Source organism: Flavobacterium crocinum, assembly GCF_003122385.1.
In the GTDB taxonomy this organism is placed as follows: domain Bacteria; phylum Bacteroidota; class Bacteroidia; order Flavobacteriales; family Flavobacteriaceae; genus Flavobacterium; species Flavobacterium crocinum.
Map to the genome: position 1 here is coordinate 3,826,338 of NZ_CP029255.1, position 26,014 is coordinate 3,852,351.

The window sequence follows — 26,014 nt, forward strand, 5'->3', positions numbered from 1 at the left end:
TATGTAACAAAATCGAAACTACAAGGTTTTCGTAAAAGTTTTTTAATTTGTGTAAAACCTTGTAAATAAAGGCTTTGAGTTTAAAGTGCTAAACTATCAATATTTATAGAAATAAATTGTAACATCATTAAAAATAAGTTGTTTTTTTTGCAGATATCTTAGCAACAAGTTTTTAATACATGTACAATGAATAAGATATTGATTTGGTCTGTTACTGCTGCACTGGCAGGTTTTCTTTTCGGTTTTGATACCGTAGTTATTTCTGGAGCTGATAAACAATTACAGCTTCTGTGGCACTCGTCAGATGCCTTTCATGGTTCAGTTGTTATGGCAATGGCATTATGGGGAACTGTAGTTGGTGCAATCTTTGGAGGAATCCCAACAAATAAAATAGGACGTAAAAAAACGTTGTTCTGGATTGGGATTTTATATTTCGCTTCAGCAATTGGTGCCGCTTTCGCTAATGATCCGTTTGTTTTTGCTGCCTTTAGATTTATTGGAGGTTTAGGAGTTGGTGCTTCTACTATTGCTGCTCCGGCTTATGTATCAGAAATTGCTCCGGCAGACAAAAGAGGAAGATTGGTTGCTTTGTATCAGTTTAATATTGTATTAGGTATTTTAATTGCTTTTATCTCTAATTACTTTTTAAAAGATATTGGAGAAAATGCCTGGAGATGGATGATTGGGGTTCAGGCAATTCCTTCTCTTATCTATATTCTTTTTATTTTGACAATTCCAGAAAGTCCGAGATGGCTTTTGTCTAAAAATCGTGACGAAGAAGCTCGTAGGGTTCTATATAACATTGATCCGTCTGCAAATATTTCAGACTTGATGGACGATTCCCGTGAAAACGGTGTTACGAAACATGAAAATATTTTCATGAAGAAATACCGCTTTCCTTTGATTCTGGCTTTCTTAATTGCCTTTTTCAATCAGTTTTCAGGAATTAATGCATTTCTTTATTATGCGCCAAGAATTTTTGAAGAAGCCGGCTTAGGACAAAATACAGCCTTATTAAGCAGTATCGGAATTGGAGTTACAAATCTTATTTTCACCTTAATTGGTGTGGCATTAATTGACAAATTAGGAAGAAAGTTGTTAATGTACATTGGTTCTGTTGGATATATTATTTCACTCGGACTAGTATCGGCTTCTTTCTATTACAATTGGGGAGGTTTATCAGTTCCTATTTTCCTTTTCCTTTTCATTGCTTCACATGCAATTGGTCAGGGCGCGGTAATTTGGGTTTTTATTTCAGAAATTTTTCCAAATCATATTCGCGCATCTGGACAAGCATTTGGAAGTTCAGTACATTGGGTTTTGGCAGCGATTATTCCGTCTTTAATTCCGATGTTGTTTTCAGAAATCGGACCCGAAGTTGTATTCCTTATTTTTACATTGATGATGGTACTGCAGCTGTTGTTTGTAATTTTTCTGATGCCGGAAACAAAAGGAATCTCTTTAGAAGCTTTAAGCGAAACACTAACTAAAAAAAATAACCACAAAAATGAAATCAAAGAAACATCTGCCGTTAGCTCTTTATAGTGCTGCCTTACTGTCGATAGTAGGATTAAAACCGTCTTCTGCAACTGCACAAACTTCTGCCGTAACTGTATCGAACACCGCGGAAGAACAAATGTATCGCCCAAATTTTCATTTTACGCCAAAAAAAGGTTGGATGAACGATCCTAACGGAATGTTTTTCGCCAATGGATATTATCATTTGTTTTACCAGCATTATCCTGATGGAAATACATGGGGACCAATGCATTGGGGACATGCCATTTCTAAAGATTTAATTAAATGGGAAGAACAGCCAATTGCGCTTTACCCAGATAAAGACAAATATATATTTTCAGGAAGTGCCGTTGTCGACACCCACAACACATCTGGATTAGGAACTGGAAAAGCAGCTCCGATTGTTGCCATTTATACTTTGCATGATATGACAAAGGAAAAAGCAGGCAAAATTGATGTGGAACAGCAGGATATTGCTTTTTCTAATGATAACGGTTTTACATGGCAGAAATTTGAGGAAGGAAATCCTGTCGTGAAAAACCCTGGAATTAGAGATTTTAGAGATCCAAAAGTATCTTGGGATGAAACTCATAAGCAATGGATTATGGCTTTGGCAGCTCAGGATCGAATTCATTTTTACAAATCAGCGAATCTAAAAAACTGGGAATTTGCATCTGAATTTGGAAAAAATATTGGTGCTCATGGAGGTGTTTGGGAATGTCCTGATTTCTTCGAAATAAAAGTAGAAGGTACAAAAGAAACCAAATGGGTTTTAATCGTAAATCTTAATCCGGGCGGACCAAACGGAGGTTCCGGAGTTCAATATTTTGTTGGGGATTTTGATGGCAAAACTTTTACAATGGACACTACTTTTGCTGAAAGAGTAAATAATGAAAAAGCAGTCTGGGCAGATTATGGAAAAGATAATTATGCCGGAGTAACGTGGAATAATGTTCCAACTTCAGACGGAAGAAGACTGTTTATCGGATGGATGTCAAACTGGGATTATGCACAGCAGGTTCCAACAACAACATGGAGAAGCAGTACGACGATTCCGCGCGAATTGAAATTGGTAAAAAAAGGAAACCATTATAATTTGGTTAGCACTCCGGTGAAAGAAATTAATAATTATGTTTCTAAAACCATTAAAACAAAAAGTGCAAACGGTAAGGGAACTTTAAGTTTAATAGAAAATGGTAAAATTGACCTTACTCAGGCAATTTTAAGTTTAGATTTAAAAAACTTAAAACAGGAAGATTACACTTTTACACTTTCAAATACAAATGGAGAATCTTTAAGTTTCGGTTTAAACAACAAAGAAAATTATTTGTTTGTTGATCGTTCTAAAGCCGGTAAAATTGATTTCTCAGATAAGTTTGCTTTACCAGTAAGCAAAGCATTTTTGGAAGGAAGCCAAAAAAGTGCCGCTTTTAAAATTATTCTGGATAAAACCTCAATTGAAATATTCTACAATAATGGCGAAAAAGTGATGACGGAAATCTTTTTTCTAAATAAACCATTCTCAGCTTTATCTATTTCTTCGAAAGAAAAAATAGAGATAAACAATTTTAAAATTCAAGAACTAAATTTTTCTAAAAGTCATTAAAAAAGAATAGCAAAAGCACTTTTTCTTTAGTGAAGAAATGACTGCTAAAGCTTGAAAACATTCGAAAGATTATTCCTTTCTGACCTTTTATGCTTTATTCTGAAATAGATCGGCCACTTAAAATTGGCATTCGAAATACTAACTACGTAATTAACCAATTAAATATAACCAAAACCATTAATTTATGAAAAGTAAGATTATTTATTTTCTATTTTTCTTCTTTCCGATGCTGATGATGACGGCTCAGGAAAACGGAATAAAAGGAACGGTCTTTTCGTCTGATGACGGAATGCCGCTTCCTGGAGCGACAGTAATTATTTCAGGAACCAATACCAGTTCAGTAACTGACTTTGACGGAAATTTTTCCTTGCCGAATGTTGCTCCAGATGCTGTGCTTGTAGTTTCTTTTATAGGATATGCACCGCAATCGATTTCAGTTAAAGGGCAAAAAACAATCAATATAACACTAAAAGTCGACAACAATCAATTGAATGAAGTTGTTGTAACAGGATACTCTAAACAAAAGAAAACAGATATCACAGGCGCAGTTGCCGTTGTAAACATGAAGGAAGTCATGAAACAGCCAGAGCCAAACCCGATCAAAGCTTTACAAGGAAGAATTGCAGGAGTAAAAGTATCGTCGGATGGTTCGCCAAGTGGAGGAAATACAAAAGTGGTGATTCGTGGCGTGGGGACGCTGAACAATACAGATCCGCTTTATGTAATTGACGGAATGCCGACAAAATCCGGAATGCATGAATTAAACCCTAATGATATAGAAACGATTCAGGTTTTGAAAGATGCTTCTTCGGCAAGTATTTACGGTTCCCGAGCTTCAAACGGTGTCATTATCATTACAACCAAAAAAGGAAAAGAAGGTAAAATGAGAATCAATTTCAGTACCTATGCTTCCTTTTCTGATTATTCAAGAAAGCTAGATGTACTAAATGCAAACCAATTTGGGCAGGCGCTTTGGCAGGCCAATATCAACGACGGTTTAAATCCGAATAATAATAATTTACGCTATCAGTTTGACTGGTCGGTTAATAACAATAAACCGCAATTGAATAAAGTTTTAGTTCCGGAATATTTAGATGCAGAACAAACCATAAAAGCATCAAATACAGATTGGTACGATGCAATTTCTCAAACCGGAGTTGCCAATTCTTATGATTTGTCTGTTTCGAATGCTTCTGACAAAGGAAATTATGTTTTCTCTCTGGGTTATTATGGAAATGAAGGTGTTGTAAAAACGACTGATTTTGAAAGAATTTCTGCGAGAATGAACAGTTCTTATAAATATTTTGATGGTAAATTAGTTATCGGAGAAAACTTCAGTTTAAACCGTACCAACGAAGTGACAGATCCAGGTGTTTTAGATCCTGCACTTAGAGCTTTGCCAATTATTCCGGTGCATACTGTAGACGGAATAGGCTGGGGAGGACCGGTTGGAGGAATGAACGACAGACAAAATCCGGTTCGTCTCTTAGAATATAATAAAGACAATAATTACGATTATTTGCGTCTTTTTGGTAACGCTTACGCGGATTTGGAAATCATTAAAAACCTGCACATCAAAACCAGTTTCGGAATGGATTATGGTTTTTACAAAAAACGCACGTTACAAAGAAGCTATAAATCAGGTTATCTGCAAAATGATCAAACGTCTGTTACAATCGACCAATCGATCAGCGACAAATGGACTTGGACGAATACAGCAATTTATAGCTTAAACTTTGGAAAAAGCAATCTGAATTTGATGGCGGGAACGGAGATGTATAAAGACACTTACGATACAAATACATTACGTAAAAATGACTTTTTGATCGAAACGCCGGATTATATGTATCCAGATGCAGGAACGGGAGAATCTTTTACAAGCGGAACTTCGACTGTATATTCTTTGCTTTCTTATTTTGGAAAAGCAGATTACGAGTTTGATAATCGTTATTTGGTTTCGGCTACAATTCGTCGTGATGGTTCTTCTCGTTTTGGAAAAAACAATCAATTCGGAACATTCCCGGCAGTTTCAGCGGGATGGAGAATCAGCAATGAAAATTTCATTAAAAATAGTGCTCCTGTTTTTTCAGACTTAAAATTAAGAGCAGGATGGGGACAAACCGGAAATCAGGAAATCAGTAATACGGCTGTTTATTCGCTTTATCTAGCAAGTTATGCAGGCGGAAGTCCAACTTGGGCAACGTCTTACGGAACAGCTTACGATATTGCAGGAAACGGAAACGGATTACTTCCGTCTGGTTTTATCGCAACGCAATCAGGAAATGATGATTTGAAATGGGAAACGACTACACAAACCAATATTGGTTTGGACTTTGGTTTATTCAAACAAAAATTAAGCGGATCTATAGATTATTATATCAAGAAAACAGATGATATTTTGGTTTTGCCACCTTATTTAGGAGTTATTGGAGAAGGTGGAAATCGTTGGGTAAACGGAGCATCTATGGAAAATAAAGGTTGGGAATTTTCTTTAGGCTATCACGACGAAACTTCATTTGGATTGAAATATGATATTTCTGGAAACATTTCGGCAAACAAAAATAAGATTACAAAATTGCCGGATGAAGTAAAAAACAACTACGGAGGCGACGGATTGGATGATAATATTTTAGGACGTCCAATTAATTCGATGTACGGATATGTTACTGACGGATTATTTACAAGTCAGGATCAGGTTGATAATTCAGCTATTCAGGAAGGAAAAGGACTTGGAAGAATTCGTTACAAAGACTTAAATGGCGACGGAACAATTACGGATAAAGACCGCACGTGGATTGGAAATCCTAATCCGGGATTGTTGTACGGAATCAATTTAAACTTGTCTTATAAAAACTTTGATTTTACCACTTTTTGGGAAGGTGCAACTGACGTTGATGTGATTAACAACACAAAATATCAGACTGATTTTTGGAGTGTTGATGACGTAGGATCAAATAAAGGAACTCGTTTACTGAATGCTTGGTCTTTGGATAATCCAAATTCAACTATTCCGGCACTGACAACAGTTGACAGAAATGCGGAGTCAAGATTTTCAACTTATTATGTAGAAAACGGAAGTTATCTAAAACTGAGAGTTTTACAGTTTGGCTACAGTCTGCCAAAAGATTTACTGAAAAAACTAAGCATGGAAAGTTTCAGGTTTTATATCAGCGGTCAAAATTTATTGATTATTGATGCTAAAAACTTTACGGGAGTTGATCCGGAAAATGCAGGTTTTGGATATCCTCAGCCAACAACTTTTACGGCAGGTCTTAATTTTACTTTATAATAAAAGATTTAAAAATGAAAAAAATATTATATATAGCAGGATTTTTAGCGATAGGTTTCTTCGCTTCCTGTTCCGATTTTTTAGAAAATGATCCGCGTGGCGTTTTGTCAGAAAAAGATATTGTAACGCCTGAGAATGTTGAAGGATTTATGAATGCTGCTTACGCTCAATTAGGAAATGATCATTACGATTCTCCGTATAGTTTATGGCCGTTTGGAAATGTTCGTTCTGATGATGCCTACAAAGGCGGAAGCGGTACAAATGATATCCAAGATTTTCACTTTTTTGAAGTTTCAAATAATATCCGTCCTGATTTTGGAGAGTTGGATAGTTTCTGGTACATCAGTTATGTGGGTGTTTCAAGAGCCAATAAAGCGTTGAAAGCTTTGGAACAAATCTCAGAAGCCGATTATCCATTGAAGAAAACACGTATGGCTGAAATGCGTTTTTTAAGAGGACATTTTTATTTTATGCTGAAAATCATGTTTAGAAATGTGCCTTATATTACCGAAGATGTTCCGGTAGAGGATTATAAAACGATTTCAAACAAAGCACTTTCAAACGAAGAACTTTGGAATAAAATTGCTGAAGATTTTCAGGCTGCAGCCGATAATTTGCCAGATACACAGCCACAAGTGGGGCGTGCAACTAAAAAAGCAGCTTATGCTTATTTGGCAAAAACAAGATTGTACCAAGCGTACACACAGGATGAAACATTCAAAGTTACAGGAATAAACCAGCAGCATCTGCAGGAAGTAATCGTGGCAACAGATAACGTAATTGGAAAAGCAAGTTTGGAGCCTGATTTTGCAAACAACTTCCTGCCGGGAACTTACGAAAACGGAGCAGAATCTATTTTCTCAATTCAGTTTTCTGATAATGATGGAACGCTTTACGGAAGATTGAATTTTTCTGATGTTCTTTCTACGCCACAAGGTTTAGGTTGTTGCGATTTTCATAAACCAAGTCAAAACTTGGTGAATGCTTTTAAAACAGGAGCAAATGGTTTGCCTGAGTTTGACACGTACAACAACGAAGATTTTGATTATAAAAATATTGATGCCAATACAGTTGATCCAAGACTATATCATACCGTTGCGATGCCAGGTTTGCCTTATAAATATGATCCTGAATTTTTATATGTTGAAGCTTGGGTTCGTTCTCCGGGAACGTATGGTTATTTTGCTTCATTAAAAGAAAACGTTGCTCCAAATTGCACTTGTGTCGTAAATATTGATCCGTTTTACGGAAATTCTAAAAATAGAATTCAGATTCGTTATGCTGATGTGATTTTGATGCGTGCAGAAGCTTTGATTGAATTAGGAAGACAATCTGAAGCTTTACCATTAATTAATGAAATCAGAGAAAGAGCAGCGCAAAGTACGGGAAGACTGCCGTATGTGAGTAACTTCAAAATCAATACGTATGTGGATGGAAGCAATTGTAACTGGACACAAGATTTTGCCCGTAAAGCGTTGCGTTGGGAACGTCGTTTAGAATTGGCAATGGAAGGAAGCCGATTCTTCGACCTTGTCCGTTGGGGAATTACTGATCAGGTTATGAATGATTTTTATGCTAAAGAAAAAACAAAACGTACGTATTATCAGGATGCCTTTTTTGATGCGCACAAAGAGGAGTATTGCCCAATTCCGTTGAAGCAAATTAATTTCAGTCAGGGATTGTACAAACAAAATCCAGGTTATTAATCTTTAAAGAATCAGCAATATGAAAAAAGCTTTAAATAAATATTGGACAAAAATGTCTATAGTATTGGCAATGATTTTTATGATTACTGCCTGCGAAAACAGTTTTGAAACTGGCGGATTAGATGTGAGTTCGCCTTCAAATGTACTTTCATTCAAATTAAATGGAGTTTCAGGAAACATTGATCAGGCAACAGGAAAAATTACTGTTGTAATGCCTTACGGATCTGACATAACAGCCATAAAACCGGAAGTTGTTTTTGTCGATGGCGCAACATCAAATCCAGAATTAAATTCGGCGATGAATTTTACAAATCCGGTAAAATTCAGAGTGGTTAATGGTAATTTATACAAAGATTATACTGTCACCACAACCGTTTTAAGCCCAATTAAGAGTTTTACAATTAATGGCGTTGCAGCGACTGTAAACGACATTAGCAAAACCATTAATATGACGCTTCCTGAAAATACAGATTTGACAGCGCTTAAACCCGTAATTGAAGTTACAACGGGTGTAACCATTTCACCAGCTTCAGGAGCAACGGTTGATTTTACAAATGCAGTTACTTTTGTAATAACATCAAACGGAAAAAGCGTTAATTATACAGCAAATGTTGGAGTTCCGGTTACAGGATTAACTGTGGCGTTTTTAGGAACTGCGGCTACAAGATTCGGAATCACAAATATGGATGAAGTTACGGCTTCAAACTGGTTGTTTGATAACTTCCCAGGAGCTAAATATATTTCTTTCGAAAGTATACAAAACGGTGCCGATTTAAGTGATATCGATGTGATTTGGTGGCACTTTGATTCGGCTGCAAATTTACCTTCTGTGGCTTATAATCCTGCGGTTACAAACGCATTGAAAAATTTCAGAACAAATGGCGGAAATTTACTTTTGACTTCATTTGCTTCGCAATATGTTGATGCTTTAGGAATTGTTCCGTTAGGAAAAGGACCGAATAATGTTTTTGGAGATTTTCCTCCAAATGGATTTGTAGACGGTAATTCGTGGGGAATGTCATTCGTTGGTCATGAAGGTCATCCAATTTTCCAAGGCCTAACCACTTTTGAAGCCGGAAAAGCCAATTTATTGCAAAGCGGAACTTTTAGATTAAATCATACGGCTTGGTGGTTTTTACCGGAATGGGGAGGCTACAATAATGGAGAAGGCTGGAGAAACCAAACAGGAGGAACTAATCTGGCAAGTGAAGCCTGGGATAATGAACTGAATGGAAGAGTAACCATTGCAGAATTTCCAAATACAAGCACAAATAAAAATGTAATTGTTATTTCTATGGGGGCTTACGATTGGTACAATGAAACCAATAGCAGCGGAGTACCAAGTCAGGCAAACGAGTTTATTACAAATATCAAACTGCTGACACAAAACAGTATCAATTATCTAGCGGCAAAATAAATCACCTTGAATTTAATTAAAATGAAATATAGAAATATAATCACAATAGCCTCTGTTTTCTTTTCGCTGGTTTCGTGTAGTCAGGATGAAAATTATATTGGAGGTTCTATTTCAGGAGGGAATTCTGAAATTACAAGTGTTTTCCCTGTTCCGCCGGCACAATGGATGGGCACCACTGATCCCTATTACAGTGCAGGTTATACAGGAGATATTATGCCTTTTTTCGATAACGGAAAATTCCATATTTACTTTCTGCATGATGCGCAGAATAAACCTGCCGGAAAAGGATTTCATGATATTCATGAATATCAAAGTACAGATTTGGCACATTTTACTTATGAAGGTCAAACCATTTCGTATGGTACAACCTTAGAACCTGATTTTGCTATTGGCACAGGATCAGTTGTCAAAGTGGGTAATCTTTATTACTTTTATTATACAGGGCACAATGAAAATCCGGCTTTTGTTCAGTCGAATGCGAGAGAAAGTGTATTGTCTGCAACCAGTAGTGATTTGAAGAAATGGACAAAAGTTCCGTCTTTTAAAATTACAGCTCCGGCGGGATATTACAACTATGATTTCAGAGATCCGCATGTGTTTTATAATGATGAATTGAAAAAATATTCAATGTTAGTAAGCACACAGACAGAACCAGGAAGAAAAGCTGTTTTGTTACATTTTACAAGCGCGGACCCTGCATCAGGGAAATGGGATGTTGAAGCTCCAATTTATACCACAACTCCTGAAGATAATTATCTGATGATGGAATGTGCGGATATTTTCAAAATGGGAAGCAATTGGTATTTAATTTTTTCTGAGAATTGGAGCGGAAACAAAGGAACGCATTACAGAATTTCATCATCAATAAACGGTCCTTGGACAAAACCGGAAAATGACAGAATTGACGGAGAATATTTTTATGCAGGAAAAACAGCTTCTGACGGAAATAAAAGATATGTTTTTGGATGGAATGCCAGAAAAACACCTGAAAATGATTTAGGAAATAAGGATTGGGCTGGAAATATGGTTATTCATGAATTGATTCAAAATTCAGATGGAACTTTAGGAACGCAATCACCGAAATCGGTTAAGGATTTATTTTCGAAAAAGAATGCTACTGCAGAAGTAGATGCCATTTCAGCAAATGCAACAGCTAATAATGGAACTTATTCTTTATCTGGAGAAACAGAAAAAGCAATGGTTACTTTTAAAAGCAATGGAAAGAAAGTTAAAATAAAAGCCGAAATCACTTTAGCGAAAGCTAACGGAACAGCCGGATTTGTTTTTCATACCAATGATACAGGAAGTTATTATAAAGTGGTTTTGGATATTGCTAATGGAAAAATAAGCGGTTTTAATTCGGCTTCACAGGAAGTAACGCGTTTGCCATTTGCTTTTCAAATCAATACAAAATACAATGTTGAAATAATTGCTGAAGGAAGTGTTGTCGTAGTTTACATAAACGGAAAAGTAGCGCTCACCAACCGTATTTACGGAAGAGACAAAAACAAATGGGGTTTAATTGCTGAAGGACAAACGAGTACAATCTCAAATCTTCAGATAACCCAGCCTGAATAAGAACAATAATAAAATATTTTAGAATGAATAACGGAAAAAACCTTAAGTCGGTGGCATACGGAGAGGTACTTTGGGATGTTTTTGCCAATGAAAAAAAGATTGGCGGAGCACCATTGAATGTTGCCCTGCGAATGAAAACGCTGGGTTGCGAAGTGGCCATGATAAGCTGTGTAGGCAATGATGAAGACGGGAGAGCAATAAAAGAGCAAGTGAAACAACTGGGACTTGAAACGGATACAATTGTAGTTTCTGAAGATTTTCCAACTGGTTTGGTCAACGTAACTTTAAATGAGCGCGGATCGGCAAGTTATGAAATCAGTTACCCGTCTGCATGGGATAAAATTGAATTGAATGATTTGGCGAGGAATTCAGTTGCTAATGCGGATGTTTTAATTTATGGCAGTTTAGTTTGCCGGGATGACGTTTCAAGGCTTTCACTGGAAGAAATGCTGCAAAAAAAAGTCTATAAGGTTTTTGATGTGAATTTAAGAAAACCGCATTATTCTTATGAAATGCTGGAACGCCTCATGCAATCAGCTGATTTTATAAAGTTTAATGATGAGGAATTATTAGAAATTACTGCTGCTATGTCCTCGCCGTTTACAAGTCTGGAGGACAATATGAATTTTATAGCTGAACGAAGTAAAGTAACTGGAATGTGTGTAACGAGAGGCAAACACGGAGCCTTGCTAATGTGGGAAGGCCGACTTTATGAAAATGAGGGATATCCTGTCGAGGTTGCCGACACGGTAGGTGCTGGAGATTCATTTCTGGCGGCTTTGATAGCTTCATTGTTAAGTGGAAAAGAACCTCAGTATTCAATTGATTTTGCCTGTGCAGTAGGTGCATTAGTAGCTGAATCTCCTGGTGCTAATCCCGAAATTTCACTTTCCAGAATTGAAAAGATGATGTTAAAAATGAAAATTTAACTTTTATGAAATTTAAATGAAATATGAGTTAGTTAAAACAAAATTTTTGCAATTGGCCTTGTTAACAGCAATTTAAATATTCGCTTTTTGAAGTAAAGCCTGATATCTTTTAGATATTAGGCTTTTATCATGATATTATAAAACTTGGAAGCAAATACATGTAGGAGATGTGTTGGATTTTATTTTTTCGGATAAAAATGTCTAAGAATTTGTTTAGGTGTTTTAACAACTTCTTTACTGATTGGGTCAAACCATTTTACTTCTTTTATTACTTCTGCACAACACTCGTTTTTCGAGTTAAAAAAACAGCTTTTAATATTGATTTTATCCGCTAAGTAACAATGCTTCATTTCAACTAAAAAATGTTCTGTAAACATTAGGTTTTTATAGATGATTAATTCATGACTTCCTTCCTGTAAACCTAAATGCATATAATTAAGCTTTTCTTTGGAAAAACCATTGTAAAACAAAAATTGGTATAACAATCTGACAGTATATGAGATATATGCGGTATCTTCCATAACCATATAATCATTTACATCTTCTCCGGTAACAACATAATTTTTACAGATCATTTTAATATAATTTAAGGTTTAAAAAAGAGACCGGCGTAATCAATTTACCGGCCTCCAGAACATTAGTCATGTTTAAAACTCTTTTAAATCTGAATGAATCAGATACTTAAATAGGATTATTTAGCTAATAAAAAATTGTAATTAATCTTTATTTTGTCAGCAATTTTCTTTCTCACAAGACTTGGTATTTCAATATCAAAATCTTCTGGTTTTGCTTCAAATGTGCCAATAGCGGTGACACCGTTTGGAGCTTTTGAAATTTTTACAATCACTGTGACTGCTTTTGTTTTTCCATGAATAGTAAGATCTCCTTTTAGTGTGAAATTTTTAGGAGAACTTGTAATTTTAGAACTATTAAAATCTTCTATTTTACCTTTGAATGTTGCTTTCGGAAATTTTTCAGATTCCATATAATTTTCATTAAAGTGCTCCTCCATTAAAGCTACTTTAAATCGAAAACCTTTTATAAGAACTAAACTCGCAAAATCTCCCGTTGTCTGATCCAGAACTGCTGATACTGATTTACTTTCGGCTGCGACTTCTTCGTAAGAAGGCATTGATGCTTGAAATTTTATATTCCCTGTTTTTGTAATTAGTTTTTGTGCAAATCCACTAGTGTTTGCAATTATAACGAGCAATAATGCAAAGAAATTTATGAATGATTTTTTCATAATAATTAATTTTCTTTTAGACCATCGGTGTTCCATTTCACAATTAGATCAATATTAGCCTGAGCCATTCTGCCGCCTTGAGGCATAAGTCCCTGCTGGCCGCTTTGAAGCTGGATTCTCCCTAATAAACCAGCACTTTCTACGGCAGCTTTTACCTGAGCAAAAGTAGTCAGCGGTCTAAAAGCTGCAGACCTTCCGCTTGAGTGGCAGCTTACACAGTTGGCGTCAATAATAGATTTTACATCTTTATTGTAGGTAACCGCAGTTGTTGGATTTGTTGGTGTAGTAGGTGGTGTTTCGATATCCTCATAGGTGTCAGAATCACTACAGCTTGCAAATACAGCCAATAAAATTGTAAGTAAGATTGTTTTTTTCATGATTTATTGTTTTTAATTGTTAGAATACTCTGTAAAGGTTAAAGCCAAAGAAGAAATCTCCTTTGCCCCAGTCTCCAGAGGCATTAGTAAGGTATCCGCTCTCACTCATAGATTGTGAATTGGTAAAAATTAATTGAAATACGTGTCCGCCAGTTTCTACATCAAGACCTACAGACAACGGATTTTTATAAAAGTCAGGTTTGTCAAAATTGTGCATGTATTCTAAATTGACAGATAACCTTTTCGTGATTTTATAGCGCCCGCCACCGCCAAAAGAAAACTGATTATCTCTTTCGATATCAGGGTTGTAAAGATTTTTGTGTATGAAGGATGGGACTAACTCTAATGAGAATTTTTCACTGATTTTTCTAGATAGTAAAACCTGCTGCACATACGTCATGCGATGCTTAAATTCTAAACCAGGATATTGGTCTTTTTCTAAAAAAGTATTGATATCCGCAACGCTATACCCAACAATATCCAGCGGAAAATTATCATTTTGTCTTGCTACTCGATATTTCAATCCAGTTTCATACATTTTATTTAATGTATGTCTCGAAAGGCTGACAGCTAACCAATCTGTAACACCATAAATTCCCCCAAGTTTTGTGGTTGCATTGTCAAGTCCAAAAAAACTGTCAAAACCATCTTTTACAGTGCCAAAACGATGCGAAACCACAAAATAAAATTCTTTTTTAGCAGGCATTTTGGTGGTCTGTAAGGTTACCAGCTGTAAAGCTTTAAAAGTAGCTGTAGAATAGCTTTCTTCTGTTTGTGTAGAATCAAGACTCTTCAATAAATCATCTTGAGAATAAGCCAGTGTAACTAAAAACAGGCAGAACGGAACTAGAATTTTCTTCATAAATTAATTATTATTTGTTTGGTTTATTTAACAGTGCATTGGTCTATTTTGACTTCCATAAATAGTTCGTCATAACCAATGCATTTGCCTTTAATGGTAGTTTTATTATTCATCATTTTGACTTTCAGTTTTTCTTTAAAAAGACAGAAAATGGTATTTTCAAGTATAATTACAGAGTCGGTTTCTTTGGTAACTTTACCTGTTATTTCAATAGTTTTATTGAGGTATACTGAATCTGATTTTTTAGGATCTGCGTTATAATCTTCAAACAGTTTTTTTGCCGTTATGCTAAAATCTGGCGCTTCAGATGCTATATTTCGGGCTTCTTTAAATACTATTCCATAATAAAAGTAGATTCCGGCAGAAACCATTAACAGTAATACCGCAGTTACAATTGTTATTTTTTTTCTTTTCATATTTTGTTTTTAGTTTTTTTTGATGTGATAATCATTCAGCGCTTTTTTTTAAATAGCTTTTCCATAAACGTCAGGATTATTGGAATTCTCCATTTTCCGTTTATAATGTAAAGAGCATCCATAATGGGCACTATTTCAGATTTGTATTTTGACGTAAATCTGATCTGACGCTTATTATCTGATGCATTTTCTTGTGTATTCATACTTTAAAACTATCTCAAATCAAATGATGATTCTATAGTGAAACAGCCTTAGCGTAGATTACCCTACCAAAGAATTGTAATTTTTTGAAAAAAAAGTAAAAAGGAAGAATGAGAGCTTTAAAATCTTTTGTAGAAACGATATTAAAATGAAACTCTAAAGCTCAGATTTGGAGTTCTTTGCAATGAAAAAGTATCAACTTCTTCTATAGAATTGGTTAAAGAATTAATTCTATAATATTCGCTGATTTCATTTCTTCTGTTAAGAATATTTAGGATTGAGATTCCTATTTTGTATTGAATTCCGTCTGCGGTTTCCCATTTATAAGTTGACGAAAGATTAACCTGAGAAAACATATTCAGATTACTGTCGTTTGGTTTGTTGTAAACCAGTACAGGATCAGAAAGATCAATTTGAGATAAATTTGGAGATGTTTTTGGTCTTCCAGAAGTCCATTTTGTTCCTAAAGCAATCTTGAAATTGTTTTTCTCATAAATTGCCGCCCACGACAAAGTGTGTGTCAACTCAAAGTTGTTTGGAAAACGAGAGTATTCATAATTCGGAAAATTATAATTGTTTTGATTGTAAGTATAACTCAACCACGTAAGAAAGTGATTTATTTTTTTCTGAACCAACATTTCTGTTCCCCAGATTTCATAACCACCTGTAGTTCTAACAAATTCCAGCTGATTCTGGAAACCTTGACTAGGAGTGATTATTCCCGTTACTTTTTTATAAAAGTTTTCGATATCCAAAAGCCAGTCGTTTTTTTTATAAAACAAGTTTAAGGATAACTGTCTGCTCTTTTGAATAGGAATTGTGCCATTATTGGAGATAATCCAGCGTCTTTTTTCTATGCCGAAATAATCTTTCTGAAGATCAATAATCTGCTGGGAATTTTGGCTTTTGAGTTCGCCGAGAAATTCAAAAGTCACACTTTTATTAAGTCCGTAACCCAATTGAACTCTAGGTTCTGCAATATATTTTTTGAATTTTTCAATATAATTAAGCCGCATTCCGCCCTTAAAGTATACTCGAGAAATGGTATCGTTATATTTTCCTTCTAAAATTAAAGCGTGTGTTCTTAAAACGTCTTTTACTTTACGATAAAAATCAGGATTAGTTACCTGTTCTAAATTAGTAATACCAATTTCATTAAATTGATAGCCATCGCTGAAACTAAATTTAGAGTTTAAAATATGATTGTTTTCTAGATTCACGCCATTATTGTTGACTGTATTTTCTTGAATAACAATCTGGTTTTCATAAATTGACTTCTGATCGGCTAGAAGTTCATACGAAGAATTGTAAACATTAATTTTGATGGTGTTGAAGTTATTCCAGTTTCTTCTCCAAGACAAATTTCCGCCATAATTCTGCTGGCGTAAAATATTGTTTTGTGCTTTATTTATATTGTATGAAACAGCACTTTTAGTAACTTCCAAGTTATCTTTTATGGTTATTAAATCCAGTACTATTTGATCTTTAATTCCTATTTTTTGAGCATATTTTATGGTAGCATCATAAAAACCAAATTTTTTATCGCTTTTATAATTAAGATTTTGGTTCTGCGAAAAATCTGTTATGGTAGTGTTTTGAAATACTTTATTGAAATATTCTTTATAAGTAGGAGTTTCTACAAAATCAGTAATCGATTTGCGCGCCGAAATTTCTATATAACTTTTTTTAGAAAGATTATACTTTCCATAAACATCAGCATTAATCATGTTGATTCCCGCGCTGAATGAGTTTTTTTCTGCTTTTTCTGGCGTAGAAGAAATCGCGACTACGCTTGAAACGCTTTCTCCGTAAAAAGCAGAACTTCCGTTTTTATAGATGGAAATCGTATGTCCAAGATTTGGATTAAAAACAGATATTAAACCAAAAAAATGTCCCGTTTGAAACATTCGTATTCCATTCCACAAAAATAAATTCTGATCGTGCGTGCCACCGCGAACATTAATACTTGAGACACTTTCATCGAGACTGTTTACGCCCGGAATCTGCTGCATAGTCTGTAACGCATCGGGTTCAATAAGACCGGGAAGAATTCCAAATTTTTTGGGCTTAATTTCAAGAGATCCATCGGTGTTTTTAGAAATACCCGAAGCTAAAATGGCATTGGTTTTAATTTCGCGCAATTCTGTAATTTCAGGTTGTAATACAATTTGAAGACAATTTTTAGCGTCTGGATTTCCTGCCGTAATTCTCTTTGAGGCAAAACCAACATGACTAATTATAAAAGGGTTTTTATCTTCTTTACTGAATTCAAAATAACCTTCGGAATCAGTTGTAATGTGAGTTTTATTATTTAAACTAACATTAGCATTCTCAATAGGTTTTTTATCGATGCTGGAAAAAACATAGCCGCAAATTATAGAACTTTCATTGTTCTTTTTATAGATATTGATGAACTTGTTTCCTATGTTTTCAAAAGATAAATGAGTTCTTTTTCTTAAATATTCTAGTTTTTGTTCTAATGAAAGTGATTTTTTTGGAGGATTTAATTGGAGACCTTCAATATTATCTTCGGTATAATTAAAACTTACACCATGCTGTTCTTCAATATCAATTATTATTTTTTTAATGGGCATCACTTTTCCTTTGTCCTGAGCAAAAAGATTCAGGGCAAGAAAAAAGAGAAAAAACAAAAAATGAAATTGTTTGGGGCGGAACATTTATTTTTCGTCAAAAATTATTTTGTTGTCAGATACTTTTTTAGCCTCCAAATGATACGTTGTACTAATAATCTGCAAAGCTGTATTTAGATTTTTTGCCGGTAATTTACCTGTAAACAAGGAGATAGTATCTTTTGTATTTAGTTCAATCTTAATATTATATTGTCTTTCTACTTCATCAAGAAGGCTTCTGATATTTTCTTTATAAAAACAAATCTGATCGTTCATCCATTCTGGTTGTAATGCATTTACAGTTCTTTGAATCTGTTTTCCATTTTCAAAACGAACGCTCTGCCCGTGAGTTAATAAAACTTGAATGTTGTTATAATTTACTTTGACACGACCTTCATAGCACACAACGTCGAACCTATTTTTTCTGGCTTTAACGTTAAATTGTGTTCCTAAAACGGTTACTTTTCCGAGATTCGTTTGTACTTCAAATTTTCTGCCTTTTGCGACTTTAAAATAAGCTTCTCCTTTTAGTTCAAGATGTCTGTTTTTATCCCAATTCCACTTTTTATAGTGTATTTCAGAACCTGAATTTAAAACCACTTCAGAATTATCGGGTAATGAAAAAGCAGTCTTTTTTCCAAAATCGGCAGTTTCGGTTTGAGGGACAAAAACTTTCATCGCAAATGTAATTCCGAGAGCCAGCACAAATATGGCGGCAGCTTTAAATGCCCATTTTTTGTAAAGCGGAACTACTTTTGTTACTGTTTTTTTCTGGCTTAAAATGTTAGACAGCATAGCATTTTCATCCAAATCACCTGTTTCAAGATGAGCGGTATAATTTTTTATCTTTTGGTATTTTTCAAAATCGGGGCTTGCCTCAAATTCAGCCAATTCGTCCGGAGACAAATCGTCGTTGAGCCATTTTGCTAATAAGCGATTTTTTTTCATTTTATCGTATTATTTAATTAAAACAATTAGAACTAAATTTACCCTACTTTTTATAAATCAATTTCTTTACGTAAGCTTAACAGAGCCAAATGAATGCGTTTTTCCACAGCCTTTACGCTAATGTTGAGCTCTATGGCGATTTCGCTGTATTTTTTTCCGTCAATTCTGTGCATCAAAAAGGCGGTGCGCTGTTTTTCGTTTAAGTTTTCGATTGCTTTTAAAAGTTTGGCTTGAAATTGTTTTTCCTCCAAGAGATATTCGGGATTTTCGTTTGTTTTGTCTAAACCGCTGAAGTTTTTTTCATATTTCAAAACTACTTTTTGGTGTGCAATTTGATTAAGACTGCTGTTGTTTGCAATCGTATAAAGGTATGATTTTGCTTTTTCTAAAGGTACAGAAGCACAATTCTGCCAAAGCTTTACAAATGCTTCCTGAGTTACATCTTCTGCTTGTTCTGCGTTTCCAAATTTGTAAAAAAGAAAATTCCGAAGTGCTTTTACATGACTTTTGAAGAAAGACGAAAAAATGATTTCATCGCAGGTATTAGATTGGTTTTTATCTGGCATTTAGAGTTTCAGTTTGTAAAGCGCAAAAGTATTTGTTTTTAATGTAAGTAGGGTAAAAGTAAAGATGATTGTTTTATAGAAGAATAAAATGCTATTGGATTTTGATAATTTAGTATAGATGAAAATTATGAACCTTTTGATGTTGGTTCATTAAAAAATAGTTTCTTTTAAAATTTATTTACCTTTGTAAAAACATAAATATGTTCCTTTTGAAAAAATATTTATCAATCGCAGTTTTCCTGTTGTTATTGTTTTCTTGTCAAAGTGAAATAGACGAACAAAACAATAATTCGCAGGGGACAATTACTACTGTTTCTCCGCTCACTACTTATCTGCAAAGAGTTGCTATGGTTAGAACTGTACAAGATAATATGATCGACGGATCGAGCTACTGCACCATAAAACTCCCCTATACTGTTTCAGTAAATAATGAACAGATTGCAGTAAATACCACAGCTGATTATCAGAAAGTTTTGGATAATATCAACGCAAGCAATTATGATGATGATATTGTAAAAATAGATTTTCCTGTAACGATGGTATACTACAATTACATCGAAAAACTTATTCCAAATCAGGCAGATTTTGATTCTTTAATCGATTACTGGAATCTTTATCCAGATCTTTTATCTAAAATCAACGGTCTGAATATCAATTATCCGATAACAATTAACATCTATAACAGCGCGAATCAAGCAGGCAGTTCTCAATCGATAGTAAGTGACCAGGCCTTTTTTAATTTCATTAAAAATTTAAATGAAAGCCAGTACATATCTTTAAAATATCCTATCACAATTGCTGATTACAATAATCAGATAAAAACGATTTCAAATAATCAGGATTTCGAAAATGCTATTAAATATGCCATAGATTATTGCCCAGAAAATAATCTTGTGACACTAGATTTTTCTACAACCATCACAAAAGATTCTTGGGAAATTCCCTATTTTTATGACGGTACTGTTAGGACTTCAAATTACAGTGATTATACATTTGTATTTAAAACCGATCAATCTGTAGTTGCCACCAAAAATGGAGTTTCGGAAACGGGACAGTGGGAAAGTTCAGTCCAAAGCGGAGTTACAGAAGTAAAGATAAGTTTTAGTACTGGAGTGCTTTCTAAATTAAATTTTAACTGGAAGCTTTTTGAATTTAATAATTCTCAGATAAGATTGCGAGATGAAGGTACAACGACAAATTATCTTTACTTTCAGAAAAAACACTAACGGCTTTTTTTCTTTCTTCCCTACCAATAAGAAGTCCTGTAATGGGTAATGTTGCAGCAAATAAGCAAACTAAAAAGGTAAAATTTTTGTTGGATAACCATAGATATTTCCTGTGTGAATTGGGTAAATTAAGCGTCGTATTTTATCGCCATTGCTAAAGGATTCATAAGGTCTTATTTTCAAAAGTTTACCCGTGTATTTGTCAAAATAAGCCATACTTGAAATATTTGGAATAGATTTTTCAAGATTCAATTTAATAACCATAATACTGTTTATGGTATCAGAAGGGATTCTGATCTGTGTATCTTCCTTATCGTGTGATATTTCCATTCAAATCAATTTCGATACCTTTCGATTCCTCCTCACCAAATAAAAAATGGCGCCAATTGAATTCAATTGGCGCCATACTATCTGTTCTTTTTTATTTCCGAGCTTATATATATCAGAATCATATATAGCTAACATATATGAATCATTTAGTGGCAGGAAAAGCTGCAGTCCTTTTAATCCAAAATCTCTCTGGCTGCCAAACTTCCAGTTTCTTTTTTCTAAAAACTGATTATACATGACAAGCGGATTATCCGAAATAATAAAAGGATTTGAGGTTTTATTTTTAATGAGCTTATATTTCAGACCTAAAAGATCTGGCACCAGTAGTTCGGCAGACTTTAGCAAATTCAGTTTGCCTTTATCGGATTGTTGTTCCTGTAATCCTGGAATCATATCGGTAGAAACATTACCTTCACTGATTTTGGATTTAGTATTTGGAAGTTTTTGCTCAAAGTTTTTTAGAATTTTGAAATGAATAGAATTTCGAAGATCCAAAATAATCAGGAAATGCAACATTTTAGAATGATTAGGACTTTGTGGAATAGGCAGTTTTTCTCCTTCCCACATTTCTCTAAAGATTGGCGCAGAATCTGATTCGAGCTTTGCAAGCCACTCTTCAAGCTCGCCATCACTTCCATAAAAATGTTTTCTGCCTAGATGCGAGGATATTTTTACATGACTTTTAAAAACATTCCTATTAGTCTCGAACATGCCGATGGTTTTTCCATTATTCTCAAAGGAGAAGAAACGCTGGAAAAATTGTGGTACGAAGTGCTGTATTTTCGGAATTTGTTTTTTTTGTGCCATTTTGCATTCTCTTTATAAAACAGAATAACTATTGTTATGCTTTGCTTAAATTTAGTAATTAAAAGCTGTGAATACGATATCATTTTAAAAAGAAAAGCTATTGAATTTTAATGGGTTGTATATATTTTTATTATGTATAGCGTTTTACTAGAACAACATGATAACTTTTTTATTAATAAGTTAATGTATAAAAATATTAAGTAGTAAATCTAACCAATATATTATTATATGAAATCAGCCTATTTATACGTTCGTGTAAGTACGGACGAACAAAAAAGAAAAGGATACTCCCTGCCAGAACAGGAGGACAGACTATTGAAGTATTGTAAATATTACGATATCGAAGTCAAAGGAATTTACCGCGAAGATTACTCAGCCAAGAATTTCAATAGGCCAGAATGGAACCGATTGTTTTCAGAAATCAAAAAAAAATCCTCAGGCGAAGACAAAAATATATTATTTATCAAATGGGATCGATTCAGCCGCAATGTTGAATATGCCTACGAAATGATTGGAAAGCTCCGGAAATACAAAACAACAGCAAAGGCTATTGATCAGCCAATTGATTTTTCTGTGCCGGAAAGCACAGTAATGCTGGCTGTGTATTTGGCTGTTCCGGAAGCAGAAAATGCGAGAAGGGCTCAAAACACTTCAAATGGTATTCGTCGGGCGAAGCTGATGGGTAGACATCCTAGTAAGGCACCATTAGGATTTATCAATTTGACAATGATGGATGGTAGGAAAGGTATTGCTCCTAAAGAGCCTGAAGCCGAAATTATAAAATGGGCTTTTTATCAAGTTGCGAGGAACGATCATAAAATATCCAAAATCATTAAAATAGTCAATGAGAAAGGATTGGTATGCTCAAGATCACACTTTTTCAGGATTTTACATAATCCTGTTTATTGCGGGCTTATACCGGTAACACTTGACTCTGGTAATGAGGGAGTGGTAAAAGCATTACACGAACCATTGATTTCTGAGTCATTGTTTAATCAGGTTCAGTCCGTTATTAATACAAGAAGAAGAATTACTGCCAAGAAAGATGATTTACAATCATTATTTTTTCTTAGAAGTTTTTTAATATGCCCTGTTTGTAATCGAAAACTTTGCGGAAGTGTTTCAAAAGGCAGATCAGAAAACTATCCATATTATCATTGTCATAATGGATGTAGAACAAGAATAAATGCATTATTCCTTAATGACTGCTATTATAACAAGCTTCGAGAATTAATGCTCTCAAAGAATGCAGTTGAATTATTTAAAAAAGTTTTGGAAGATCAGAATATAAAAACACAGAAAGCAAGTTATTTATGCACCCAAAAGGTATTGGAGAGGAAAATAAATGAGGAGGAGCTGACCCTTTCTCGAGGCAGAAAATTATTTATAGCTGGAATATTAAAAATTGATGACTACAACCAATTAAGAAAAGAGAATCAAGTCAGCACTAAAAATCTTAAAAAGGAAGTGCAGGATATTGCCGTTAAATTAAAAGGGATTGATAGAAAAAATCAAATAGAAGAAAAAGCATTAGTTGAAATCTTTCAAAGATTTTCTGAATTTGAGGCTTCAGATAAAAGACATCTTGTTAATCTTATTCCACCCAATAATGTTGATTATAAAACAGGAGATCTAACTTTAGACTTAAATAAAGCATTTTTAAAAATATTATCAAAAAAGAGAAACCGAAAAAACAATAGAAAAAATGAATTTCATTGAGAAGAATGTTTCAATAGAGAAAGCCGTTATTATTCTTTCCAAAAACGGCATTCAGGTAGATGAGAAGGAAGCTAAAATTATTTTGGAATTACTGTATTTAGTATCAAAAAATTACGATAAACCAAAAGAGAAAAAAATCCTATATCCTTAACGGGATTTCGAACCGTCGTTCAGCTTCGATTAAATCTCTGATAGCGCCACTTTAAGACTGTTTATTTCAAACAGACTAAGAATTTCTTGTGAAAAAATCGAACCACAAATATTATGCTGTGAAGGCTTGAAAAATCTACGTATTAGGGCATAAAAAAAGAGACAACTATTTGCTAGTTGTCTCTTTAAGTGATCGACGGGACAAATTTCAACATTTTTTTTGGATGATTTGAGGAAATTGGCTAATTATATTTAGGGTCTGTCTTTGATTGGCTTAAAGAATATGGTTTGAATGTCCTGTTGGGGATTGATTGAAAAATTAAGCAATAGAAATTAAAGAATTGCAGTATCGTTTCTTGCAGTTAGAGTGTTTTGGATGAAAATTGAGATTAGAGCATTTTAAACAGGTTTGAATTTCTTAACTTTGTAAAATGAAAGAGAAGATAATAAGAGAAGTTTCTAAGTTTAATAATGAACTGAAACTGCAAGGATTTAAAGCATTTCAGATAGAAGATGATGGTGCCGAAACCAGAACTTACAGCAGAAAAGAATTTTATAAAATCTGCTTGACAACAGGTAAAAGCAAGATTCATTATTCTGATAAAACCTATGAGCAGGAAGGTACAATTCTCTTTTTTGGAAATCCGCACATTCCATATTCTTGGGAAACAATTTCTACGACTTATATTGGATATACTATTTTGTTTTCAGAAGAGTTTTTTAAGAACTCAGAACGTTCTGAAAGTCTGCAGCAATCTTCTTTTTTTAAAATTGGTGGAACACCAGTTTTGAAAATCACAGAAGAACAAAGAGTTTTTCTTAATACCATTTTTCATAAAATGATTGCGGAACAGGAAAGTGATTATGTTTTTAAAGATGAGCTGATTCGCAATTATATCAGTCTCATTATACATGAATCTTTGAAGATGGAACCTTCTGAAAATTTCGAACGAAATAAGAATGCATCTTCCAGATTGTCCTCTGTATTTTTGGAATTATTGGAAAGACAATTTCCAATTGAAACTACTTCCAAACCACTTCAATTAAGAACAGCCCAATATTATGCCCAACATTTGAATGTGCATGTCAATTACCTGAATCGAGCCGTAAAAGAAGTAACCGGAAAATCAACAACAGCTCATATTACAGAGCGGATTATAACAGAAGCCAAAGCTCTATTGCTCCATACTGATTGGAGTGTTTCTGAAATCGGTTATGCACTTGGGTTTGATTATCCTACTTACTTCAATAATTTCTTCAAAAAAAATACCGGCACTAATCCTTCCGCATTTCGTCTATTGGAAGTTTGAATTTCTTAATCTTTGGTTTGATAATCGTTATTGCCTTGCATAAAGGCAGTCTTACCTTTGTATCTGGTTATTTAATTCAAATATTATGTCAGATCCAAATTCTATTTCCGATGCTGTGCCATTTCAAAAAGATATTTTTGAGAGGCTTTTGGCGGGTGAAACCATACTTCCTAATGATTCGCAAATAGGTAGATTGAGAGAAGAAGTATTCGCTGTGAAAGCATTACTAACTCAGATGAACAATTCTTCAAATCCTGAAGAAATTACGCAGATACTAAGCAGGATTTTAGATAAAGAACTTCAGGATGTTGACGTATTTACTCCTATTTATATCAATTGTGGAAAACACATTACAATTGGTAAAAACGTATTCATCAATTTTGACTGCACCTTTTTGGCATTAGGCGGAATTACCATTGAAGACGACGTTTTAATTGGCCCAAAAGTCAGTCTCATTACCGAAAATCACCCATTAAACCCTGAGGATAGAAAAGGACTAGCTGGAAAACCAATAGTCATCAAAAAAAATGCATGGATTGGTGCCAATGCTACTATTTTGCCTGGCGTAACAATTGGAGAAAATGCAGTTGTCGCAGCAGGAGCAGTAGTTTCTAAAGATGTTCCCGACAATACCATCGTTGGTGGTATTCCTGCAAAATTCATTAAAAATGTTTAACCTTAAAGAGATAATTATGAAACTGAAATCTTTAGTAACAATTATCACTATTCTTTTCGCTTTCTCTTTTTGCAATGCAAGTTGTAGTAATGACAATGAAGCGCTACCAAAACAAAATAATGAGAATGGAAATAATAATAATTCAACAACTAAAATGAAAATTACAATTGGTACAGCAGTTTTTACAGCAACATTGTATGACAACCCAAGTGTAGCTGTATTGAAAGCAATGCTTCCACTTACCATAAATATGACCGAACTAAATGGTAATGAGAAGTATTACGATTTCCCTAGACCGCTTCCAACAAATACTTCAGTTGGAGGAGGTATAAAGGTAGGCGATTTAACGCTTTACGGAAACAATGTGTTGGTGCTTTTTTATAAAAGTTTCAACACTTCCTATAGTTATACAAAACTTGGATATATTGACAATCCTGCAGGACTAGCTACTGAATTGGGTGCGGGAAATGTAGTAGTGAAATTTGAAAATAATTAAAATCAAATCAT

The 26,014-nt window shown here is 34.3% G+C and carries 24 protein-coding genes; 13 read left to right on the plus strand and 11 right to left on the minus strand.

Features of this window, described 5'->3' with window-relative positions; all coding sequences use genetic code 11:
* The first annotated feature begins 186 nt into the window (after positions 1–186).
* The 7 genes from HYN56_RS16965 (at position 187) to HYN56_RS16995 (ending at position 12,043) form a co-directional block, all read left to right on the plus strand.
* Positions 187–1,545 carry a sugar porter family MFS transporter gene (locus HYN56_RS16965; RefSeq protein ID WP_109193264.1) on the plus strand — a complete coding sequence of 453 codons (1,359 nt, stop codon included), beginning with the start codon at positions 187–189 and terminating at the stop codon, positions 1,543–1,545.
* Positions 1,508–3,124: a glycoside hydrolase family 32 protein gene (locus tag HYN56_RS16970; protein WP_109193265.1), complete on the plus strand. Its 1,617-nt coding sequence runs from the start codon at positions 1,508–1,510 to the stop codon at positions 3,122–3,124. Before HYN56_RS16965 ends, HYN56_RS16970 begins: the two co-directional genes overlap by 38 nt.
* Positions 3,125–3,308: 184 nt before the next feature.
* The gene (locus HYN56_RS16975) at positions 3,309–6,413 is read left to right on the plus strand and encodes a SusC/RagA family TonB-linked outer membrane protein (RefSeq protein ID WP_109193266.1); all 3,105 of its coding nucleotides are present in this window, start codon (positions 3,309–3,311) and stop codon (positions 6,411–6,413) included.
* Between the two features lie 14 nt (positions 6,414–6,427).
* The gene (locus tag HYN56_RS16980) at positions 6,428–8,119 is read left to right on the plus strand and encodes a RagB/SusD family nutrient uptake outer membrane protein (RefSeq protein WP_109193267.1); all 1,692 of its coding nucleotides are present in this window, start codon (positions 6,428–6,430) and stop codon (positions 8,117–8,119) included.
* A 19-nt stretch (positions 8,120–8,138) separates the two neighbouring features.
* Positions 8,139–9,536 (plus strand): DUF4960 domain-containing protein, encoded by a 1,398-nt coding sequence (locus tag HYN56_RS16985; protein WP_109193268.1) that lies wholly within the window; start codon positions 8,139–8,141, stop codon positions 9,534–9,536.
* 21 nt (positions 9,537–9,557) lie between these two features.
* Positions 9,558–11,114 (plus strand): glycoside hydrolase family 32 protein, encoded by a 1,557-nt coding sequence (locus HYN56_RS16990; RefSeq protein WP_109193269.1) that lies wholly within the window; start codon positions 9,558–9,560, stop codon positions 11,112–11,114.
* A gap of 23 nt (positions 11,115–11,137) precedes the next feature.
* A complete protein-coding gene (locus HYN56_RS16995) occupies positions 11,138–12,043 on the plus strand; it encodes a carbohydrate kinase family protein (protein WP_109193270.1) in 906 nt (301 codons plus the stop codon).
* A 179-nt stretch (positions 12,044–12,222) separates the two neighbouring features.
* On the opposite strand, the gene HYN56_RS17000 is transcribed toward HYN56_RS16995, so the two are convergent.
* The 9 genes from HYN56_RS17000 to HYN56_RS17035 form a co-directional block, all read right to left on the minus strand.
* Positions 12,223–12,618: a hypothetical protein gene (locus tag HYN56_RS17000; protein ID WP_109193271.1), complete on the minus strand. Its 396-nt coding sequence runs from the start codon at positions 12,616–12,618 to the stop codon at positions 12,223–12,225.
* Positions 12,619–12,734: 116 nt separating this feature from the next.
* On the minus strand, positions 12,735–13,289 hold the full coding sequence (locus tag HYN56_RS17005) for a YceI family protein (protein ID WP_240622573.1): 555 nt from the start codon (positions 13,287–13,289) through the stop codon (positions 12,735–12,737).
* A gap of 5 nt (positions 13,290–13,294) precedes the next feature.
* The gene (locus HYN56_RS17010; protein WP_109193273.1) at positions 13,295–13,666 is read right to left on the minus strand and encodes a hypothetical protein; all 372 of its coding nucleotides are present in this window, start codon (positions 13,664–13,666) and stop codon (positions 13,295–13,297) included.
* Between the two features lie 19 nt (positions 13,667–13,685).
* Positions 13,686–14,528: a DUF5777 family beta-barrel protein gene (locus HYN56_RS17015; protein WP_109193274.1), complete on the minus strand. Its 843-nt coding sequence runs from the start codon at positions 14,526–14,528 to the stop codon at positions 13,686–13,688.
* A 23-nt stretch (positions 14,529–14,551) separates the two neighbouring features.
* On the minus strand, positions 14,552–14,944 hold the full coding sequence (locus tag HYN56_RS17020) for an OB-fold protein (RefSeq protein WP_109193275.1): 393 nt from the start codon (positions 14,942–14,944) through the stop codon (positions 14,552–14,554).
* Positions 14,945–14,979: 35 nt separating this feature from the next.
* The gene (locus HYN56_RS25095; protein WP_167398329.1) at positions 14,980–15,147 is read right to left on the minus strand and encodes a hypothetical protein; all 168 of its coding nucleotides are present in this window, start codon (positions 15,145–15,147) and stop codon (positions 14,980–14,982) included.
* Positions 15,148–15,288: 141 nt separating this feature from the next.
* Positions 15,289–17,796 (minus strand): TonB-dependent receptor, encoded by a 2,508-nt coding sequence (locus HYN56_RS17025; RefSeq protein WP_240622574.1) that lies wholly within the window; start codon positions 17,794–17,796, stop codon positions 15,289–15,291.
* A 27-nt stretch (positions 17,797–17,823) separates the two neighbouring features.
* A complete protein-coding gene (locus HYN56_RS17030) occupies positions 17,824–18,723 on the minus strand; it encodes a FecR family protein (RefSeq protein ID WP_109193277.1) in 900 nt (299 codons plus the stop codon).
* Between the two features lie 50 nt (positions 18,724–18,773).
* Positions 18,774–19,289: an RNA polymerase sigma factor gene (locus tag HYN56_RS17035; RefSeq protein ID WP_109193278.1), complete on the minus strand. Its 516-nt coding sequence runs from the start codon at positions 19,287–19,289 to the stop codon at positions 18,774–18,776.
* 200 nt (positions 19,290–19,489) lie between these two features.
* Between HYN56_RS17035 and HYN56_RS17040 the strand changes: the two genes are divergently transcribed.
* On the plus strand, positions 19,490–20,515 hold the full coding sequence (locus HYN56_RS17040) for a hypothetical protein (RefSeq protein WP_109193279.1): 1,026 nt from the start codon (positions 19,490–19,492) through the stop codon (positions 20,513–20,515).
* 69 nt (positions 20,516–20,584) lie between these two features.
* On the opposite strand, the gene HYN56_RS17045 is transcribed toward HYN56_RS17040, so the two are convergent.
* Entirely contained in the window at positions 20,585–20,845 is a 261-nt protein-coding gene (locus HYN56_RS17045) for a PepSY-associated TM helix domain-containing protein (RefSeq protein ID WP_240622575.1), read from the minus strand.
* Positions 20,846–21,652 (minus strand): DUF4238 domain-containing protein, encoded by an 807-nt coding sequence (locus HYN56_RS17050; protein ID WP_109193280.1) that lies wholly within the window; start codon positions 21,650–21,652, stop codon positions 20,846–20,848.
* 228 nt (positions 21,653–21,880) lie between these two features.
* Between HYN56_RS17050 and HYN56_RS17055 the strand changes: the two genes are divergently transcribed.
* The 5 genes from HYN56_RS17055 (at position 21,881) to HYN56_RS17075 (ending at position 26,003) form a co-directional block, all read left to right on the plus strand.
* Entirely contained in the window at positions 21,881–23,371 is a 1,491-nt protein-coding gene (locus tag HYN56_RS17055) for a recombinase family protein (RefSeq protein ID WP_109193281.1), read from the plus strand.
* The gene (locus tag HYN56_RS17060; protein WP_109193282.1) at positions 23,358–23,522 is read left to right on the plus strand and encodes a PTS sugar transporter subunit IIBC; all 165 of its coding nucleotides are present in this window, start codon (positions 23,358–23,360) and stop codon (positions 23,520–23,522) included. The genes HYN56_RS17055 and HYN56_RS17060 overlap by 14 nt, the downstream gene beginning before the upstream one ends.
* Before the next feature lie 430 nt (positions 23,523–23,952).
* Positions 23,953–24,831 carry a helix-turn-helix domain-containing protein gene (locus tag HYN56_RS17065; protein ID WP_109193283.1) on the plus strand — a complete coding sequence of 293 codons (879 nt, stop codon included), beginning with the start codon at positions 23,953–23,955 and terminating at the stop codon, positions 24,829–24,831.
* 85 nt (positions 24,832–24,916) lie between these two features.
* Positions 24,917–25,507 (plus strand): DapH/DapD/GlmU-related protein, encoded by a 591-nt coding sequence (locus tag HYN56_RS17070; RefSeq protein WP_109193284.1) that lies wholly within the window; start codon positions 24,917–24,919, stop codon positions 25,505–25,507.
* A gap of 16 nt (positions 25,508–25,523) precedes the next feature.
* On the plus strand, positions 25,524–26,003 hold the full coding sequence (locus HYN56_RS17075; protein WP_109194849.1) for a cyclophilin-like fold protein: 480 nt from the start codon (positions 25,524–25,526) through the stop codon (positions 26,001–26,003).
* Positions 26,004–26,014 lie beyond the last annotated feature (11 nt).

What these genes read in the sequence shown, in the direction of transcription:
- HYN56_RS17065 (WP_109193283.1), top strand. Translation starts at nt 23,953, where the DNA reads ATGAAAGAGAAGATAATAAGAGAAGTTTCTAAGTTTAATAATGAACTG.
- HYN56_RS17035 (WP_109193278.1), bottom strand. Translation starts at nt 19,289, where the DNA reads ATGCCAGATAAAAACCAATCTAATACCTGCGATGAAATCATTTTTTCG.
- HYN56_RS25095 (WP_167398329.1), bottom strand. Translation starts at nt 15,147, where the DNA reads ATGAATACACAAGAAAATGCATCAGATAATAAGCGTCAGATCAGATTT.
- HYN56_RS17030 (WP_109193277.1), bottom strand. Translation starts at nt 18,723, where the DNA reads ATGAAAAAAAATCGCTTATTAGCAAAATGGCTCAACGACGATTTGTCT.
- HYN56_RS16980 (WP_109193267.1), top strand. Translation starts at nt 6,428, where the DNA reads ATGAAAAAAATATTATATATAGCAGGATTTTTAGCGATAGGTTTCTTC.
- HYN56_RS16985 (WP_109193268.1), top strand. Translation starts at nt 8,139, where the DNA reads ATGAAAAAAGCTTTAAATAAATATTGGACAAAAATGTCTATAGTATTG.
- HYN56_RS16970 (WP_109193265.1), top strand. Translation starts at nt 1,508, where the DNA reads ATGAAATCAAAGAAACATCTGCCGTTAGCTCTTTATAGTGCTGCCTTA.
- HYN56_RS17055 (WP_109193281.1), top strand. Translation starts at nt 21,881, where the DNA reads ATGAAATCAGCCTATTTATACGTTCGTGTAAGTACGGACGAACAAAAA.
- HYN56_RS17060 (WP_109193282.1), top strand. Translation starts at nt 23,358, where the DNA reads ATGAATTTCATTGAGAAGAATGTTTCAATAGAGAAAGCCGTTATTATT.
- HYN56_RS17015 (WP_109193274.1), bottom strand. Translation starts at nt 14,528, where the DNA reads ATGAAGAAAATTCTAGTTCCGTTCTGCCTGTTTTTAGTTACACTGGCT.
- HYN56_RS16965 (WP_109193264.1), top strand. Translation starts at nt 187, where the DNA reads ATGAATAAGATATTGATTTGGTCTGTTACTGCTGCACTGGCAGGTTTT.
- HYN56_RS17020 (WP_109193275.1), bottom strand. Translation starts at nt 14,944, where the DNA reads ATGAAAAGAAAAAAAATAACAATTGTAACTGCGGTATTACTGTTAATG.
- HYN56_RS17070 (WP_109193284.1), top strand. Translation starts at nt 24,917, where the DNA reads ATGTCAGATCCAAATTCTATTTCCGATGCTGTGCCATTTCAAAAAGAT.
- HYN56_RS16975 (WP_109193266.1), top strand. Translation starts at nt 3,309, where the DNA reads ATGAAAAGTAAGATTATTTATTTTCTATTTTTCTTCTTTCCGATGCTG.
- HYN56_RS17075 (WP_109194849.1), top strand. Translation starts at nt 25,524, where the DNA reads ATGAAACTGAAATCTTTAGTAACAATTATCACTATTCTTTTCGCTTTC.
- HYN56_RS16990 (WP_109193269.1), top strand. Translation starts at nt 9,558, where the DNA reads ATGAAATATAGAAATATAATCACAATAGCCTCTGTTTTCTTTTCGCTG.
- HYN56_RS16995 (WP_109193270.1), top strand. Translation starts at nt 11,138, where the DNA reads ATGAATAACGGAAAAAACCTTAAGTCGGTGGCATACGGAGAGGTACTT.
- HYN56_RS17050 (WP_109193280.1), bottom strand. Translation starts at nt 21,652, where the DNA reads ATGGCACAAAAAAAACAAATTCCGAAAATACAGCACTTCGTACCACAA.
- HYN56_RS17000 (WP_109193271.1), bottom strand. Translation starts at nt 12,618, where the DNA reads ATGATCTGTAAAAATTATGTTGTTACCGGAGAAGATGTAAATGATTAT.
- HYN56_RS17005 (WP_240622573.1), bottom strand. Translation starts at nt 13,289, where the DNA reads ATGAAAAAATCATTCATAAATTTCTTTGCATTATTGCTCGTTATAATT.
- HYN56_RS17040 (WP_109193279.1), top strand. Translation starts at nt 19,490, where the DNA reads ATGTTCCTTTTGAAAAAATATTTATCAATCGCAGTTTTCCTGTTGTTA.
- HYN56_RS17045 (WP_240622575.1), bottom strand. Translation starts at nt 20,845, where the DNA reads ATGGAAATATCACACGATAAGGAAGATACACAGATCAGAATCCCTTCT.
- HYN56_RS17010 (WP_109193273.1), bottom strand. Translation starts at nt 13,666, where the DNA reads ATGAAAAAAACAATCTTACTTACAATTTTATTGGCTGTATTTGCAAGC.